We start from the raw sequence: 15689 nt of genomic DNA, 5'->3' as shown, positions 1-15689 counted from the left end.
GACGATACGGCAACGCCCGCCACCCGTCCACCGCCAAGGCGCGCGAGCGCATAAACTCGCCGCATGCCCGGGACGGGGCCTACGCAAAAGGGAGCCCCGAAAGACTCCCTTTCTCATGCATGGCTTGCCGTGCGCCCTCGCGCTAGAGCTCGACGCTCGACTCTTTGATGGGGAACGGCTCGGCAAAGTGGCAGGCGCAGAAGTGACCCGGCTCGACCTGACGGAACTCAGGCTGCTCGGAGGAGCAGCGGGCCTTGGCAATCGGGCAGCGCGTATGGAAGCGGCAGCCCGTCGGCGGGTCGATGGGCGAAGGCGGGTCGCCCGCGAGGATGATGCGGCGGCGCGTATTCATAAGGTCCGGGTCCGGAATGGGGGCCGCGGAGAGCAGCGACTGCGTGTAGGGATGGAACGGCTCGGCGTAGAGGCTCTTCCAGTCGGAGAGCTCGACGATCTTGCCGAGGTACATCACCGCGATGCGGTCGGAGATGTGCTGCACGACGGAGAGGTCGTGCGCGATGAAGAGGTACGCCGTGCCGAACTGCTTCTGCAGGTCCTTCAGCAGGTTCAGCACCTGCGCCTGAATCGACACGTCGAGTGCCGAGACGGGCTCATCGCAGATGATGAGCTTGGGGTGCAGGGCAAACGCGCGGGCGATGCCGATGCGCTGGCGCTGACCGCCGGAGAACTCATGCGGGTAGCGGTTGATGTGCTCGGGGTTCAGGCCCACGACATCGAGGAGCTCGCGCACGTACTTGTTGCGCTCGGCGGCGGTGCGGCCGTCGCCGTGGATCTGCAGCGGCTCCGAGATGATCTCGCCGATCGTCATACGGGGGTTCAGCGAGGCGTACGGATCCTGGAAGATGAACTGCATCTCGCGGCGGAGGCTCTTGAGCTCCTTGTGGCTCATCGTCGCGACGTCGCGGCCCTCGAAATACACGTGGCCGGCCGTCGGGCGCGTGAGACGCATGATGGAGCGGCCCGTCGTGGACTTACCGCAGCCGGACTCGCCCACGAGGCCCAGGGTCTCGCCGGGGTAGATCTCAAAGCTGATGTCGTTGACGGCCGAGACCTTCTTGGCGAAGCGGCTCATGAGCATGCCGGACTCCGCCGGGAACTCCTTGGAGAGGTGCTCGACTTTGAGCAGCGGCTCTTTGTCTGCCATTTATGCCTCCTTCTTCTCAGACGAGGCGCTCTGGCCCTGCGCCTTGCGCGCGGCAAGGTCGGCGCGGGTGCGCGAGTTCTCGGGCGCCATCTTGAGGAACGCAGGGTCGTCGGCAAAATGGCAGGCCGAGTAATGACCCGTCTCGGTGGTGATGTGCTCCGGCAGCTTCTCGTGGCAGATGTCGACCGCATACGGGCAGCGCGGGGCGAAGGGGCATCCCGTGGGGAGGTTCACGAGCGACGGCGGGTTGCCGGCGATGGGCGTGAGCTCCTTCTTCTCGTCCATGCCGTGATCCGGGATGGAGCGGATGAGGCCCCATGTGTACGGATGGCGCGGGTCGTAGAAGATCTCCTCGGCGGAGCCGAACTCCACCGGACGGCCGGCGTACATGACCATAATCTTATCGGCCATATCGGCAACCACGCCGAGGTCGTGCGTGATCATGATGATGGCGTTGCCGTTCTTCTGCTGCATCTCCTGCATGAGCTCGATGATCTGCGCCTGGATGGTCACGTCGAGGGCCGTCGTGGGCTCGTCGGCGATGAGGATATCCGGGTCGCAGGCGAGCGCCATGGCGATCATGACGCGCTGACGCATGCCGCCGGAGAACTGATGCGGGTACTCGTTCACACGCTTCTCGGGCTCGGGGATGCCCACGAGGTCGAGAAGCTCGGTGGCGCGCTTGAGCGCCTCCTGCTTGGAGTAGCCGCGGTGCAGACGCAGGCCCTCGCCCACCTGACGGCCGATCTTGTAGACCGGGTTGAGCGAGGTCATGGGGTCCTGGAAGATCATGGCGATGTCGTTGCCGCGGATGTGCTGCATATCCTCCTCGGACATCTCCAACAGGGAGCGCCCGCGGTACCGGATGTCGCCGCCCTCGATCTTACCCGGAGGCATCTCGATGAGGCCCATGATGGTCATGTGGGTCACGGACTTGCCGGAACCCGACTCGCCGACGACGCCGAGCGTCTCACCGCGGTCGAGCGTGTAGGACACGCCGTCGACCGCGTGGACGATCCCGTCCTGCGTATGGAAGTACATCTTGAGGTTATCGACCTCGAGCAGGTGGCTCCCCTCGGGGATGGGCTGCTCCTTAAGATCGACGTGGTTCTTTGCGCGCTTAGCCATTATGCATCCTTCATCTTGACGTCGAGAGCGTCGCGCAGGCCATCACCCAGAAGCGTGAAGGCGAGCACCGTGGAGAGGATCGCGAGACCCGGCAGGATCATCAGCCAGGGCTCGGTCTGCAGATACTGCTGACCGGACTGGATGAGGGTGCCCCACGAGGGGTCGGGCGGAACGACGCCCATACCGAGGAACGACAGGGCGCTCTCGGTAAGGATAGCGCCACCGATGTTCATGGTCGCGTACACCACGATGGAGGCGACGGAGTTGGGGAAGATGTGACGGGCGACGATGCGGACGTCGGAGGCGCCCATGGCGCGCGCCGCATCGACGTAGTCGTTCTCCTTGACCGAGAGGATCGCCGAGCGGAAAACGCGGGCGATGCTCGGCCAGCCGAGGATGCCGATGGCGATGAACACGTTCTGGATGCCGTTGCCGATGACCGCGATCATCGCGACGACGAACAGCGTGTACGGGAACGCCAGGAAGATGTCGGCGAGGCGCATGATGATGGTGTCCCAGATACCGCCGTAGTACGCGGCGATGGCACCCATCACAAGACCGATGATGGTGGAGATGCCCGTGGCGACGACGCCGACGGTGAGCGAGATGCGCGCGCCGTAGATGACGCGGGAGAGCACGTCGCGACCGAGCGTGTCGGTGCCGAAGGGATGCTCGAGCGAGGGCGGGAGACGGGACTCGGCGGCCATGTTGGCGCCGGTGGCGTTGGGGTCGCCGAGCGTCTGCGGGACCCACAGGTCGGCCGTGGCCGCCACCAGGATGATGAAGAGAATCCAGATGGCTGCGACGACGGCGAGCTTGTTCTTCTTCAAGCGGCCGAAGGCATCGCCCCAGAGGGTGCGGGAAGCGCCCTCGTCTGCATTTGCGCGCGCGGCGACCGCGGTCTCCGCGACGGCCTGATGCGCCTGATGGTCAAGCGGCGAAGGATAAATCATGTGCGTTGCCCCCTAGCCCTCGTTCTTGGAGCTGCCGAGGCGGATGCGCGGATCCAGGAAGGCGTAGCTCACGTCGACGATAAGGTTGATGATCATGACCACGAGCACGATCACCGTGACCGAGCCCATGACGATGGGCCAGTCGCGCTGGGTGATGGCGATGTAGGTCTCACGACCGATGCCGGGCCAGGAGAAGACCGTCTCGGTCAGGATGGCGCCGGCGAGCATCGCGCCGAAGTCCATGCCCACGTACGTGACGACGGGGATGAGGGCGTTCTTGAGCGCGTGCTTGCGGATGATGGCTCCCTTGGAGAGGCCCTTGGCCCGCGCCGTGCGGATGTAATCCTGGTTCATGACGTCAAGCAGCTGCGAGCGCATGATGCGCGCCGTGTAGGCCGTCGACACCGCCGCGAGCGTGCACGCGGGCAGGATGTAGTACATCCACTCGGGGTAACGGGCGAGGGGGCCCGCCACACCGGAGATGGGGAGCTGCAGCGCGCCGCCGGTGAGGCCGGGCAGCCACACGCCGAAGAAGAGCTGTAGCAGCATGCCGAACCAGAAGGCGGGCATGGCGACCAAAAGCGAGGTGACGAGTGTCACCAAGATGTCCCAGAACGAGTAGCGCTTGATGGCCGAGATGATGCCGGCGCCGATGCCGACCACCGCCTCGATGACGATAGCCACCAAGGCCAGCTGCACCGTGTAGGGGTACTTCTGCAAGATGATGCTCGAGACCTCGGTGCCGCGCTGATAGGACGTACCCAAATCGCCCTGGAGCAGGTCGGTGAGATACGTGACGTAGCGCTTCCACATGGGCGTCTCGATGGTGTCGCCGTTCTCGTCGTAGATGATCTTGCCGTCGGCATCGGTCTCGATGAGGCCGTGGGCGGCGCGGATGTTCATCTCCGTCTGCGGATCGAGCTTCCTCTCGCCGGCGATCAGCTTAATCGGGTCGCCGGGCACGACGTTCTGCATGATAAAGAGAATCAGCGTGACGCCGAGGAAGACAGGGATGAACTGTAGGATTCGCTTGACGATATACTGGATCACAGCGATACCCTCCCCTTGTCTGGCTTACAGAAACGTGGCACTTTAGGGCCGTAAAGTCTGAGTATACCGGATATGCAAGACTCACAACAAAATTGGCTGAAATTATGCAGAGCCTGCACGTAAGGCCCTGTTGGCCTCAGTGTCCGATACACAAACGAAAGGGCGCCGGATATCGGCGCCCTTCCCTGGCAGTTTGCTCTCTCAGCAGGAGCTAACCATCAGATCCGCAACCTGTTAGGCAAGCTCGGCCGTCTCGAAGTGCGGGATGGTCTGCGCGTCGTAGTTGAAGCTCGCGAGACGCTCGGAGCCCACGTAGTTGTGCGCGTAGAACATGATGGGGATGACCGGCAGGTCCTCGCCGATCTGAGCGCAGATCGTGCGGTACGCGGCCTTGCGCTCCTCCTCATCCTGGATCTGACGGGCAGCGAGCAGCGCGGCGTCGACATCCGGGTTGTTGTACGGGCCGTAGTTGTTGTCCGCGGTGCTGAAGAAGTTCGGATACAGGAAGTTGTCCATGGTCGGATAGTCGGCCGTCCAACCGAGGCGGGCGAGCGAGAACTCGCCGGCGGACAGGTTGTTGAGGTAGGTGGCCCACTCGGTGGTGTCCTGCGTGCAGGAGATGCCCACGGCCTCGAGGTCGGCCTGGATGGAGGACATGATGTCCTCGTGGCCGCCGTCGCCGTTGTAGTTGAGGGCCACCTGGACGTCGCCCTCGGCGTAGCCGGCATCGGTGAGGATCTGCTTGGCCTGATCGGGGTCGTAAGCGCAGTAGGTCCACACGTTCTGCTCGTTATCGTCGATGGACAGCGGCATGATGGAGTTAGCCGGCTCACGATAGCCCTCGAAGAGGGTGTCGACGATCTTCTGACGGTCGATGGCGAGCGAGATGGCGTGACGGACCGCGGGATCGGCGAGCGTCGGGTCGTTGAGGTTCACGACGAGGTAGTAGGTCGAGAGCTCGGTGCCGGTCAGGGCCTGCTTGCCCGGGGTGACGGTGAAGCCGTCCTCGGAGAGGCCGTACTGGTCGACGTTGTCCTGGATCTGGCCGGTCGGAATCATCGCGAAGTCGATGTTGCCCGCCTGGAACTCACGGTAGGCGGTGTCCGGGTCGGCCTGGATGGACATGTACACGCCGTCGATCTTAGGCGCCTCGCCGTAGTAATCGGCGAACTTGTCCAGCAGGATGTACTGGTTGTGCTGCCAGGCCTCGGCCATCTGGAAGGGGCCGTTGCCGATGGGCTGCTCGAGGAACGACGCGGGATCGTCGAGAGCGGCCTGGGGCACCGGGACGAGGCCCGGGTGGCAGCAGACGGCCACGAAGTCGGCCATCGGCGCGGTAAGGGTGACCTGGAAGGTGAGGTCGTCGACGGCGACGAGGCCGGAGATCTCGTCAGCGTCGCCCGCGGCCATCTCGGCGTAGCCGGCGACCGGTGCGAGGTGGTAGCCGATCTCGGACGGGGCGGCCATGGTGGAGTCGGCGAGACGCTCCCAGCCGCGCTTGAAGGAAGCGGCGTCCACGGGGTCGCCGTTGTGGAAGGTCATGCCCTCACGCAGGGTGAAGGTGTAGGTGAGACCGTCCTCGGAGATGGTCGGGAGCTCCGTGGCGCACACCGGCACGGGCTCGTTGACGCTCCAGTCCCACGTCACCAGGCCATCGAAGCACGCGCGCACGACCGCGGTGCCCTGGTTCTCCTGAGCGTTGTACGGGTCGATGTACGCCGGCTCGGAGAGGTAGAACGTCATGTAGTTCTCGCCGACCGTGGGGGCAGCCGCGGAAGCGGAGCCGGTCGAACCGGTGCCACCGCCGTTGTTGGTGCAGCCCGCGAGCGCAGCCAGGGCGCTCGCCGCAAGGGCGCTGCCCACGAACTGGCGACGATTCATGTTGATGCCTGCCATGCATTCCTCCTTCGGATGTGGATGCGCCTTTGCGCATCCTTTACACCGTCTTCACCCAAGTCACGCAAACATAGGCATGCGTTATGGGCGCGTAATGCATAACGTTACCCGATTTTGCAGGTAGCGGCACCAAGTTTTTTGACCTTTCCGCTGGACATTCTCTGCCAAAGTGGAGTGTCGGGGGCCGTGAGCTGGTTTCTTTTGCCTGCAGGCAACTCCTTATGGCCATTATTGTTTCGAAGTTGTTACCGCCGCTATGAGAAAGGGGCCTCCGTCCGACAGGTCTGTCTGGACGGAGGCCCCTCTCAGCGTGCGAGAACCATGGCCTAGATGCCCACGATGCCCTGCGGGAAGAAGAACATGCAGAGCACGATGCACAGCGCGAAGACGATCGCCACGATGACGGTCAGGCGGTCGAGGTTCTTCTCCATCACGCCGGTCGCCGCGCTCGCGTTGTAGAGCGAGCTCGCGATCATATCGGACACGCCGGTGCCCTTGCCGGAGTGCATGAGGACGAGCCCGATGAGCGCGATCGTGGAGAGCGCCCACACGATGAAGATGATGATCTGGAACGGACCCATGGGTCACCTCTCGTTGACACGGGGGGCTGGTGTCTCGTGAGTCTCAGCCCCTTACATACATATCGTTCAGTACTTTACCGCACGGGAGCTTCTCTGGGCAAGTTGGGGGCAAAAACGACGCAAATCGCCAACCTTTCACCACCCCGCGCATCGCACTCCCCCGTCACCCAACAGCATCTCCCCTGCACGCGTTCGCGCCATCCCCCTTTTCAGCCATCACCTCTACCGAGGAGCTCGACACCTCGTCTGAATCGCCGTCTATCAACCGTCTGGATCGAGCCGTCACGCGGGAGATGGTGCTCGCACCGATTCCCGTCAACCGCTCGATCTGCTTGACCATCAGGCCGGCGCGCCGCAGTGCGCGCAGCGCATCGTCGCGCCGCTCTTTTGGCAGAGACGTAAGCTCCGCGGGAGAGGCGCCTGCTAGGACTTCGCGCGCCAGCACCATGGCGTCCTCGTCGGCGACACGCTTCCCGGCGCGCACAAAGTAGGCCGCATACCGCCCATCATTGCAAAACGTCGGAAATTGGCTCCTTCCACCGATAAGGTCGAGGACCACGCCATCGTCTACCAGCTGCGCCCCTACGAGGTATTCCCCATAGCTGCTCCAACGGTACTCCCCCGCGGGCGCAACGCCCGCTTTCTCTGGATTGTCGTGGATATAGCGCAGCGCCTGGAGCAGCTGGCGGTCGCTTTTGATGGGAACGCTGGTGAACCTACCTTGAAATACCGCCCCGATGTGTCCCGACGCACTGTTGAAGTAGCGCGAGTAGGCGGTTGCCAAACCGTGCATGACGCAGCTCAAGTTGTCTTGCGGGTCGCTCAGCAACAGGTGGATATAGTTGCTCATAAGACACCAGGCGAGTACGGACACGCCGCCGCTTTGCGTCTTGCCGCGCAGCAACTTGAGAAAATGAAGGCGATCATCATCGTTCTCGAACAGCAGCTGCTTTCCGTTTCCCCGCAATATGACATGATAGAACCCCGATTCCGCATGTACGCGCGGCTCTCTCGGCATGTTAGCTCCCCCTCTGCGCACAACTCCGGCGCCGGCGCGCTTGCGTGCATCGACTTCGATCTCCGCCATTGGCCGAGCATGCTTCGACCCCGTCCCCAGATACGCAAAAGACCATCCGCCGTTGCAAGCAGATGGTCTTTCGTTGTGGGGCGGGGGCAAGGCAACACCGCGCCTTGCCCCCTCTGTATCGGGATGGGCTAAAACGAACCCGTCCCCAAATGCGCTACTCCTCGACGGCGAGGACGCGGCCGGTCATCTCGGCGGAGGGCTCGAGACCGGCGAGGGTGAGCATCGTCGGTGCGATGTCCGACAGGCGCCCGTCCTCGATGCCGGTGAGCTTGGCCGCCGGATCGACGACGATGAACGGCACGCGGTTGGTGGTGTGGGCGGTGAACGGGTGCTTCTCGCCCGACGCGTCCTCGTCGTACATGTGGTCGGCGTTGCCGTGGTCGGCCGTGATGAGCGCGAAGCCGCCCTTGGCGAGGATCGCGGGGATGACCTTCGAGAGGCCGTCGTCGACAGCCTCCACGGCCTTGACGGCCGCGTCGAAGACACCCGTGTGACCCACCATGTCGCAGTTCGCGTAGTTCACGATGTAGAAGTCGGCGCGGTCCTCGTTGATGGCCTGGACGAGCTTCTCGGTGACCTCGGGCTCGCTCATCTCGGGCTGCAGGTCGTAGGTGGCGACCTTGGGCGAGGGCACGAGCACGCGCTCCTCGGCCTCCTTCGGCTCCTCGACGCCACCGTTCAGGAAGAACGTCACGTGGGCGTACTTCTCCGTCTCGGCGGTGTGCAGCTGCTTGAGCCCGTTCTGCGCGATGACATCGGCGAGCACGTTCTCGGGGAACGTCTTGGGGAAGGCCACCTCGACGTTCTTGAACGTGTCATCGTACTCCGTCATGGTGACGAAGTGGCTGAGCTTCGGGGCGACTTTGCGCTCGAAACCGTCGAAATCGGGCTCCGTGAAGGCGCGGGTCATCTCGCGGGCGCGGTCGGGACGGAAGTTGAAGAACACCATCGCGTCGCCGTCGTGCACGCCCTCGTTATGGCAGGCGAAGGGCTCGACGAACTCGTCGCCGCGATCGTCCTTCTCGTAGTACGCCTTCACGCCCTCGACCGGGTCGCACTCGGTCTCGGCCGGCAGGGTGACGACATCGTAGGCGCGCTCGACGCGCTCCCAGCGGTTGTCGCGGTCCATGGCCCAGTAGCGGCCGGACACCGTGGCGATGCGCGCATCGACACCGGTGTACTTGGAGAGCGCCTCGAGGTTCTCCTTCAGGGTCTCGATGTAGCCGGCACCGGAGTGCGGGTCCACGTCTCGGCCGTCCATGAAGCAGTGGAAGCGCACGCGCTCCACGCCGTGCATGGCGGCGATGGCGCAGAGGTTCTCGCCGTGGCGCTGCATGGAGTGCACGCCGCCCGGGGAGACGAGGCCCAGAAGGTGCAGGGTCGCGCCGGTCTTGGCGACGTCGTCCATAGCCTTGGCGAGCGTCTCGTTCTCCTGGATGGAGCCGTCCTTGATGGCGTTGTTGATGCGGCTGAGCTCCTGGAACACGATGCGGCCGGCGCCGATGTTCAGATGGCCGACCTCGGAGTTGCCCATCTGGCCCTCGGGCAGGCCCACGTCCTCGCCGGAGGCGCCGAGCGTGGTGTGGGGGTACTCCTCCCACAGCTTGTCGAGGAACGGCTTGTTGGCCTTGTAGACGGCGTTGTTATCGCCCGCGGGGGCGAGGCCGAAGCCGTCCATGATCACGAGGAGCGCCGGCAGATGATGCTTGTTCTCTGCCATTACTCAGCCGCCTTCTTCACCATGGCCGAGAAGCTGTCGGCCACGAGCGAGGCACCGCCCACGAGCGCGCCGTCGACGTCCTCCTTCTCGAGGAAGCCGGCGATGTTCTCGGGCTTGGCGGAGCCGCCGTAGAGCACGCGGATGCCGCTGGCGGTCTCCTCACCGAAGATCTCGGTGAGCGTGGCGCGGATGGCGCCGCAGACCTCCTGGGCGTCATCGGCCGTGGCGGTCTTGCCGGTGCCGATGGCCCAGATGGGCTCGTAGGCGATGACATACTTCGAGGGGTCGGTGATCTCGAGGCCCTCGGTGTCCTTCTTGATCTGGTCGACGACGAACTCGACGTGCTTGCCGGCCTCGCGGACCTCAAGCGACTCGCCGCAGCAGCTGATCGGCACGATGCCGGCGGCCATGAGGGCCTTCGCCTTCTTGTTGACGTCCTCGTCCGTCTCGTGGAAGTAATCGCGGCGCTCGGAGTGGCCGATGATGCAGTAGGTCGCACCCGCGGACTTGAGCATGGCGCAGGAGGTCTCGCCGGTGTAGGCGCCCTTCTCCTCCCAGTAGACGTTCTGACCGCCGAGAGCGATCGGAGCGGCCTGGATACGGTCGTTCACGGTCGACAGGTCGACGGCGGGCGGGCAGACGACGACCTCGACGCCCTCGGGAACCTCGGGCAGAGCCTCGGCGAGCTCGTCGGCGAGCTTCGCGGCCCCTGCCACGTCGTTGTTCATCTTCCAGTTGCCTGCGATGAGGCGGGTACGCTTACTCGGCATCGTTCAGAGCCTCCACTCCCGGAAGGGCCTTGCCCTCGACGAGCTCCATGGAGGCGCCGCCACCCGTGGAGATCCAGGACATCTTGTCGGCCAGGTTGAACTTGTTGACGGCTGCCACGGAGTCGCCACCGCCGATGATGGAGGTGCACTCGGTGTTGGCCGCGACGGCCTCGGCGACGGCCTTGGTGCCGTGGCTGAAGTTGTCGAACTCGAAGACGCCCATGGGGCCGTTCCAGAACACGGTCTTGGCGCCGGCGATGGCGTCGGCGTAGAGCTGCTCGGTCTTGGGGCCGATGTCCATGCCCATGCGGTCCTCGGGGATCGCGTCGGAGGCGACGATCTCGCCCTCGGCGTCCTCACCGAAGTGATCGGCAACGACGTTGTCGATCGGGAGCAGGATCTTCACGCCCTTGTCCTCGGCCTTCTTGAGCATCTCGGCCGCGCGCTCGACCCAGTCCTCTTCCTTGAGCGAGGTGCCGACGGTCTTGTAGCCCTTGGCGAGGAAGAAGGTGTAGGCCATGCCGCCACCGATGATGAGGGTGTCGGCGGAGTCGATGAGGTGATCGAGCACGCCGATCTTGGAGGACACCTTGGAGCCGCCGACGATGGCGACGAACGGGCGCTCCGGGTCAGCGAAGATGCCGGTCAGGGTGTCGACTTCCTTCTCGAGCAGGAAGCCGGCCACGGCGGGCAGGTAGGCGGCGGGGCCGACCACGGAGCCCTGGGCGCGGTGCGCGGTGCCGAAGGCGTCGAGCACGAAGACGTCACCGTAGGACGCGAGGGTCTTGGCGATCTCGGGGTCGTTCTTCTTCTCGCGCTTATCGAAGCGGACGTTCTCGAGGACGAGGATGTCGCCGGCCTCGAGGGCGTCGACGGCGGCCTTGGCCTTCTCGCCGTAGGTGTCGTCCACGAACTTGACCTCATAGCCGGTGAGCTCGGCGAGCTTGTCAGCCGCGGGCTTGAGCGAGAGCTCGGGCTCGGGGCCGTCGCCCTTGGGGCGGCCGAGGTGGCTCATGAGGATGATCTTGGCGTTGTGCTCCTTCAGGTACTGGATCGTGGGGATGGCGGCGCGCACGCGCGTGTCATCGGTCACGACGCCGTCCTTCAGCGGCACGTTGAAGTCAACGCGCATGAGGACGCGCTTACCGTCGACATCGATGTCGCGAACGGTCTTCTTGGTGAAAGCCATGTGCATCTACCTTTCTTACCTGGTGGATTGAACCTATCTGCCGACAGGGCGCCGGGCGCCCCATCGAAAAGGGGCGCGGCTCTGGGACCTAAGCCCAAAGGCCGCGCCCCTCTCAGACGCTTATCGCGCTGTGCTCGCGAAGCTCAACTTAGGCGACGAACTTCTCGAAGTACTTGATGGTGCGGACCATCTGCGAGGTGTAGGAGTTCTCGTTGTCGTACCACGAGGTGACCTGCACGAGGGTCTGGCCGTTGCCCAGATCGGAGCACATGGTCTGCGTGGCGTCGAAGATCGAGCCGTGGGTCTCGCCGATGATGTCGGTGGAGACGATGTCGTCCTCGTTGTAGGCGAAGGTCTCGGAGATGGTCTCGGCGTAGGCCTTCATAGCGGCGTTGACCTCGTCCTTGGTGACGACCTTGTCAACCACGGCGTAGAGGTTGGTGAGGGAGCCGGTCGGGGTCGGGACGCGCTGGGCGGCACCGATGAGCTTGCCGTTGAGCTCGGGGAGCACCAGACCGATGGCCTTGGCGGCACCGGTGCTGTTGGGGACGATGTTGACGGCGCAGGCGCGGCTGCGGCGCTTGTTGCCCTTGCGCTGCGGGCCGTCGAGCGGCATCTGGTCGCCGGTCCAAGCGTGGATGGTGGTCATGATGCCGGACACGATGGGCGCGAAGTCGTTCAGACCCTTGGCCATCGGGGCGAGGCAGTTGGTGGTGCAGGAGGCGGCGGAGATGATGTTGTCCTCGGCCGTCAGCGTCTCATGGTTGACGTTGTAGACGATGGTGGGAAGGTCGTTGCCGGCAGGAGCGGAGATGACGACCTTCTTGGCGCCAGCGTTGATGTGGGCCTGAGCCTTGTCCTTGCTGGTGTAGAAGCCGGTGCACTCGAGGACGACGTCGACGCCGAGCTCGCCCCACGGGAGGTTGTTGGCGTCGGCCTCCTTGTAGATGGTGATCTCCTTGCCATCAACGATGATGGAGTTCTCGGTGGCCTCGACCTTGTGATCGCGGGAGTAATTGCCCTGCGTGGAGTCGTACTTCAGCAGGTAAGCGAGCATATCCGGGGAGGTGAGGTCGTTGATGGCGACGATCTCGGAGCCCTCGTGCCCGAACATCTGGCGGAACGCGAGACGACCGATGCGGCCAAAGCCGTTAATCGCAACCTTTACTGCCATTCGTGTCTCCTTTCGTTAGACCCCCGCGGACGGGTGCCCGCTGTCGAGGTCCACAGACAAACCACTTACTCAGTGTACCGTTTTTTCAAAATTGCATTCGCGTCATTGGCGAGTTTTTGACCGAAAGCTGATGTTGGCACCCGGGGGTCAGCCGGGCGCGGGGGCGGCTACCTCTCGCCCACCAGCTTCTCGAGGCGCAAGACCCTATGGTAGAGAGCCGATTTAGAAAGCGGCGGGTCCGCCATCTCGCCCAGGTCGCGCAGCGACAGGTCGGGATGGGCCGCGCGCAGATCGCAAAACGATCGGAGCGCCTCCGGCAGCGTGTCGTAGATCCCGAGAGCATGCGCGCGGGCGATCAGCTCCACCTGGTGCTGGGCGGCGTCGGCCGTGCGCGACTGGTTGGCGAACTCGGCGTTGACCTTGCGGTTCACGTTGTTCTTGACCTGCTTCATGGCGCGCGCGTCCTCCACGCCCGCCACGCTCCGGGCGGCGCCGAGCGCCGTGAGCAGGCGGCAGATGTCCGGGGCGCTCTTGATATAGACGGCGTAGGCGCCGCGACGGGGATTCACGCGGGCGCGGACCCCCACCTCCTCGATGAGGCGCGCGAGGCCCCGGGCGAGCTCCTCGCCCGAGACGGCGATCTCCAGATGGAAGTCGCCCTTGGGATCCGCCACGAATCCGCCGGCGATAAGCGCCCCGCGCAGGTAGGCGAGCCGGCAGCACGGGCGCGCCACGATGTGCTTGGGCACGCCCGCCACCAAGCGCCCCTTGCGGTCGAGGATGCCGAGCAGGACGAGCGCCTTGTCGAGACCGGGCTGCTCAGGCAGGGTGATGAGGTAGTTGCGCACCTTGTGCAGGACGGAGCGGCGCGGCGTGAGCGTCGTCTTGAGTTTCAGGACGGTATGGGTGAGGTTGATCATCGTGCGCGCGACGGCGCCCGTCTCCGTCGTGACGGCGAGCCGGCGCCCCTCGCCCGTGATGGAGAGCGTCCCGCTCACGCGGACGAGCGCGGCCAGCGTGGCGAGGTTGCAGTACTCGCACACGGGCTCGCAGCGCGACAGCTCGTCGCGGACCTCGGCGGTAAACGACATGGCCCTCCCCTATCAGTGCGCCTCGCCCGTGGCGGTACGGTTCGCCCGGGAGAGGTCGCGGTGGGAGACGGTCACGCGGTACTGCTGGCCGATGAGGTAGCGGCCCGTCGCCTCGGCGATGGCGACGGAGCGGTGCTGCCCTCCCGTGCAGCCCACGGCGATGGAGAGCTGCGGCTTGCCCTCGGCGATGTAGCCGGGCATGACGGCGTCGAGCAGCTGGCACCACGCGCGCCAGAACTCCTGCGTCTTGGGGTGGTCGAGCACGAAGCTCGCGACCTTCTCGTCGAGACCGGTCAGGCTGCGCATCTCGGGGTCGTAGAAGGGATTCGGCAAAAAGCGCACGTCGATCATGATGTCCGCCTCGCTCGGCAGCCCGTGCTTGAACCCGAAGGAGAAGACGCGCACCTCCATCAGCTGCTGGTCCGTGAGCTCGGAGAAGGCGGCGCGCAGCATGGTGCGCAGCGTCGATGTCGAGAGACGCGAGGTGTCGATCACCATGTCCGCGCGGTCGCGGATGCCGGCGAGCTGGCGGCGCTCGCGCGCGATGGCGTCGGCGGTGCTCTCGCCCACCATGGCGAGCGGATGGCGGCGACGGTTCTCGCTGTAGCGGCGGATGAGAACCTCGTCTGTGGCGTCGAGGTAGACGAGGTCGACGGACATCTCGTGCTCCTCGAGAGCCGCGACGACGTCCATGAGCTCGTCAAAGAGCCCCTGGCTGCGCAGGTCGCACGTCACCGCGAGGTGGCGCCCCACGCCCGCGTTGATGCCCACGAGCTCGGCGAGCTGCTGGATGAGGCGCGGGGGGAGGTTGTCGATGCAGAAATAGCCCATGTCCTCGAAGACGTGCATGGCCTGCGTGCGACCGGAGCCGGACATGCCGGTGATAATCACGATATCCGGTACGCGGTCGGCGCTCTCGCGCGTGTGGATGGCCTCGTCGCTCGCCATGGAAAACCTCCTCGTGTGTGCCCTCTTCCAAGTATACCCGCACGCCCGCGCGCCGCCGTGCCGCCGGCGCCCGCACGCCAAGAAACCCGCATGCGAACGAGAAGACCGCCCAAACGGTCACGAGGAGGGCCTCGGGCCGTTTGGGCGGCTCACGGTGCAGAGGGCGCGGGCGCTGCGGGCGCCGGCAGCGCGACGGGGCGGCTCAGGGCACCGCCCGCGCGGGGCCCTAGGCGTCGAGCGCGGCTTTGAACCAGCTCGTGATGCTCGTGGGATGCGTGATCGCCGTACCCACGACCACCGCCCACGCGCCCGCATCGATGGCGGCGCGCGCCTCATCGGGCGTGTGCACGCGGCCCTCGCACACGACGGGGAAGCCGGGGAACTCCTCGGCGGCCTGGCGCAAGAGCGGCAGGTCGGGTCCGTCTGCCATCGTGCAGTCGATGGCGGCGACGCCGTGGGAGAGCGTGGTCGACACGATATCGAAGCCCGCCTCGACGGCGCGGCGGATGTCGTCGATGGTCATGCAGTCCGCCATGGTGAGCACGCCCTCGGCCTTGAGCGGCTCCAAGGTGTCGGCGACGGTCTTCCCGTCAGGGCGCGGGCGGTCGGTGGCGTCGATGGCGACAATGTCGGCGCCCGCCATGACGCAGGCGCGCGCATGGCGCAGCGTCGGCGTGATGTAGACGCCCTCGTGGCCCTCCTTCCACAGGCCGATGACGGGCACCTCGACGCGGCCCTTGATGGCCGCGATGTCGGAGAGGCCCTGGCAGCGGATGGCCGCCGCACCGCCGAGCTCGCAGGCGCGCGCCATGGTGGCCATGATCTCGGGGCGGCGCAGCGGCTCGCCCTGGTAGGCCTGGACGCTCACGATGAGCTTGCCCTTGAGCGACTGGATGACAGGATCGATCGCCATGGATGCTTCCCTTCTTTCACGGGGAGG

14 protein-coding genes are annotated in these 15689 nt (G+C 65.1%); all 14 read right to left on the bottom strand.

The window, feature by feature from the left end:
* Nucleotides 1-142 precede the first annotated feature (142 nt).
* Nucleotides 143-1162, bottom strand: a complete 1020-nt coding sequence (locus B5F70_RS02235; RefSeq protein WP_087203942.1) for a dipeptide ABC transporter ATP-binding protein — start codon at nucleotides 1160-1162, stop codon at nucleotides 143-145.
* Nucleotides 1163-2290: an ABC transporter ATP-binding protein gene (locus tag B5F70_RS02230; RefSeq protein WP_087203941.1), complete on the bottom strand. Its 1128-nt coding sequence runs from the start codon at nucleotides 2288-2290 to the stop codon at nucleotides 1163-1165.
* Nucleotides 2290-3243 carry an ABC transporter permease gene (locus B5F70_RS02225; protein WP_087203940.1) on the bottom strand — a complete coding sequence of 318 codons (954 nt, stop codon included), beginning with the start codon at nucleotides 3241-3243 and terminating at the stop codon, nucleotides 2290-2292. The genes B5F70_RS02230 and B5F70_RS02225 overlap by 1 nt, the downstream gene beginning before the upstream one ends.
* Nucleotides 3244-3255: 12 nt before the next feature.
* Nucleotides 3256-4293: an ABC transporter permease gene (locus B5F70_RS02220; RefSeq protein ID WP_087203939.1), complete on the bottom strand. Its 1038-nt coding sequence runs from the start codon at nucleotides 4291-4293 to the stop codon at nucleotides 3256-3258.
* A 234-nt stretch (nucleotides 4294-4527) separates the two neighbouring features.
* Nucleotides 4528-6189: an ABC transporter substrate-binding protein gene (locus B5F70_RS02215; protein WP_087203938.1), complete on the bottom strand. Its 1662-nt coding sequence runs from the start codon at nucleotides 6187-6189 to the stop codon at nucleotides 4528-4530.
* A 326-nt stretch (nucleotides 6190-6515) separates the two neighbouring features.
* Nucleotides 6516-6770: a preprotein translocase subunit SecG gene (gene secG / locus B5F70_RS02210; protein ID WP_087203937.1), complete on the bottom strand. Its 255-nt coding sequence runs from the start codon at nucleotides 6768-6770 to the stop codon at nucleotides 6516-6518.
* Nucleotides 6771-6933: 163 nt separating this feature from the next.
* A complete protein-coding gene (locus B5F70_RS02205) occupies nucleotides 6934-7788 on the bottom strand; it encodes a transposase (protein WP_241145876.1) in 855 nt (284 codons plus the stop codon).
* A 223-nt stretch (nucleotides 7789-8011) separates the two neighbouring features.
* Nucleotides 8012-9577 (bottom strand): 2,3-bisphosphoglycerate-independent phosphoglycerate mutase, encoded by a 1566-nt coding sequence (gpmI, locus tag B5F70_RS02200; RefSeq protein WP_087203936.1) that lies wholly within the window; start codon nucleotides 9575-9577, stop codon nucleotides 8012-8014.
* Complete coding sequence (tpiA, locus tag B5F70_RS02195) at nucleotides 9577-10347, bottom strand: triose-phosphate isomerase (protein ID WP_087203935.1); 771 nt, start codon at nucleotides 10345-10347, stop codon at nucleotides 9577-9579. Before tpiA ends, gpmI begins: the two co-directional genes overlap by 1 nt.
* On the bottom strand, nucleotides 10337-11536 hold the full coding sequence (locus B5F70_RS02190) for a phosphoglycerate kinase (protein ID WP_087203934.1): 1200 nt from the start codon (nucleotides 11534-11536) through the stop codon (nucleotides 10337-10339). The genes tpiA and B5F70_RS02190 overlap by 11 nt, the downstream gene beginning before the upstream one ends.
* 148 nt (nucleotides 11537-11684) lie before the next feature.
* Complete coding sequence (gene gap / locus B5F70_RS02185; RefSeq protein WP_087203933.1) at nucleotides 11685-12710, bottom strand: type I glyceraldehyde-3-phosphate dehydrogenase; 1026 nt, start codon at nucleotides 12708-12710, stop codon at nucleotides 11685-11687.
* Nucleotides 12711-12877: 167 nt separating this feature from the next.
* Nucleotides 12878-13801, bottom strand: coding sequence for a DNA-binding protein WhiA (gene whiA / locus B5F70_RS02180; RefSeq protein ID WP_087203932.1), 924 nt, complete (start codon nucleotides 13799-13801; stop codon nucleotides 12878-12880).
* Nucleotides 13802-13813: 12 nt separating this feature from the next.
* Entirely contained in the window at nucleotides 13814-14749 is a 936-nt protein-coding gene (rapZ, locus tag B5F70_RS02175; protein WP_087203931.1) for an RNase adapter RapZ, read from the bottom strand.
* 226 nt (nucleotides 14750-14975) lie between these two features.
* Entirely contained in the window at nucleotides 14976-15662 is a 687-nt protein-coding gene (locus tag B5F70_RS02170) for an N-acetylmannosamine-6-phosphate 2-epimerase (RefSeq protein ID WP_087203930.1), read from the bottom strand.
* Between the last annotated feature and the right edge of the window lie 27 nt (nucleotides 15663-15689).

The sequence above is a fragment of the Collinsella sp. An268 genome (assembly GCF_002159765.1).
In the GTDB taxonomy this organism is placed as follows: domain Bacteria; phylum Actinomycetota; class Coriobacteriia; order Coriobacteriales; family Coriobacteriaceae; genus Coprousia.
Note: the sequence above shows the minus strand (reverse complement) of the source record. Positions and strands in the feature narration are given on the sequence as shown.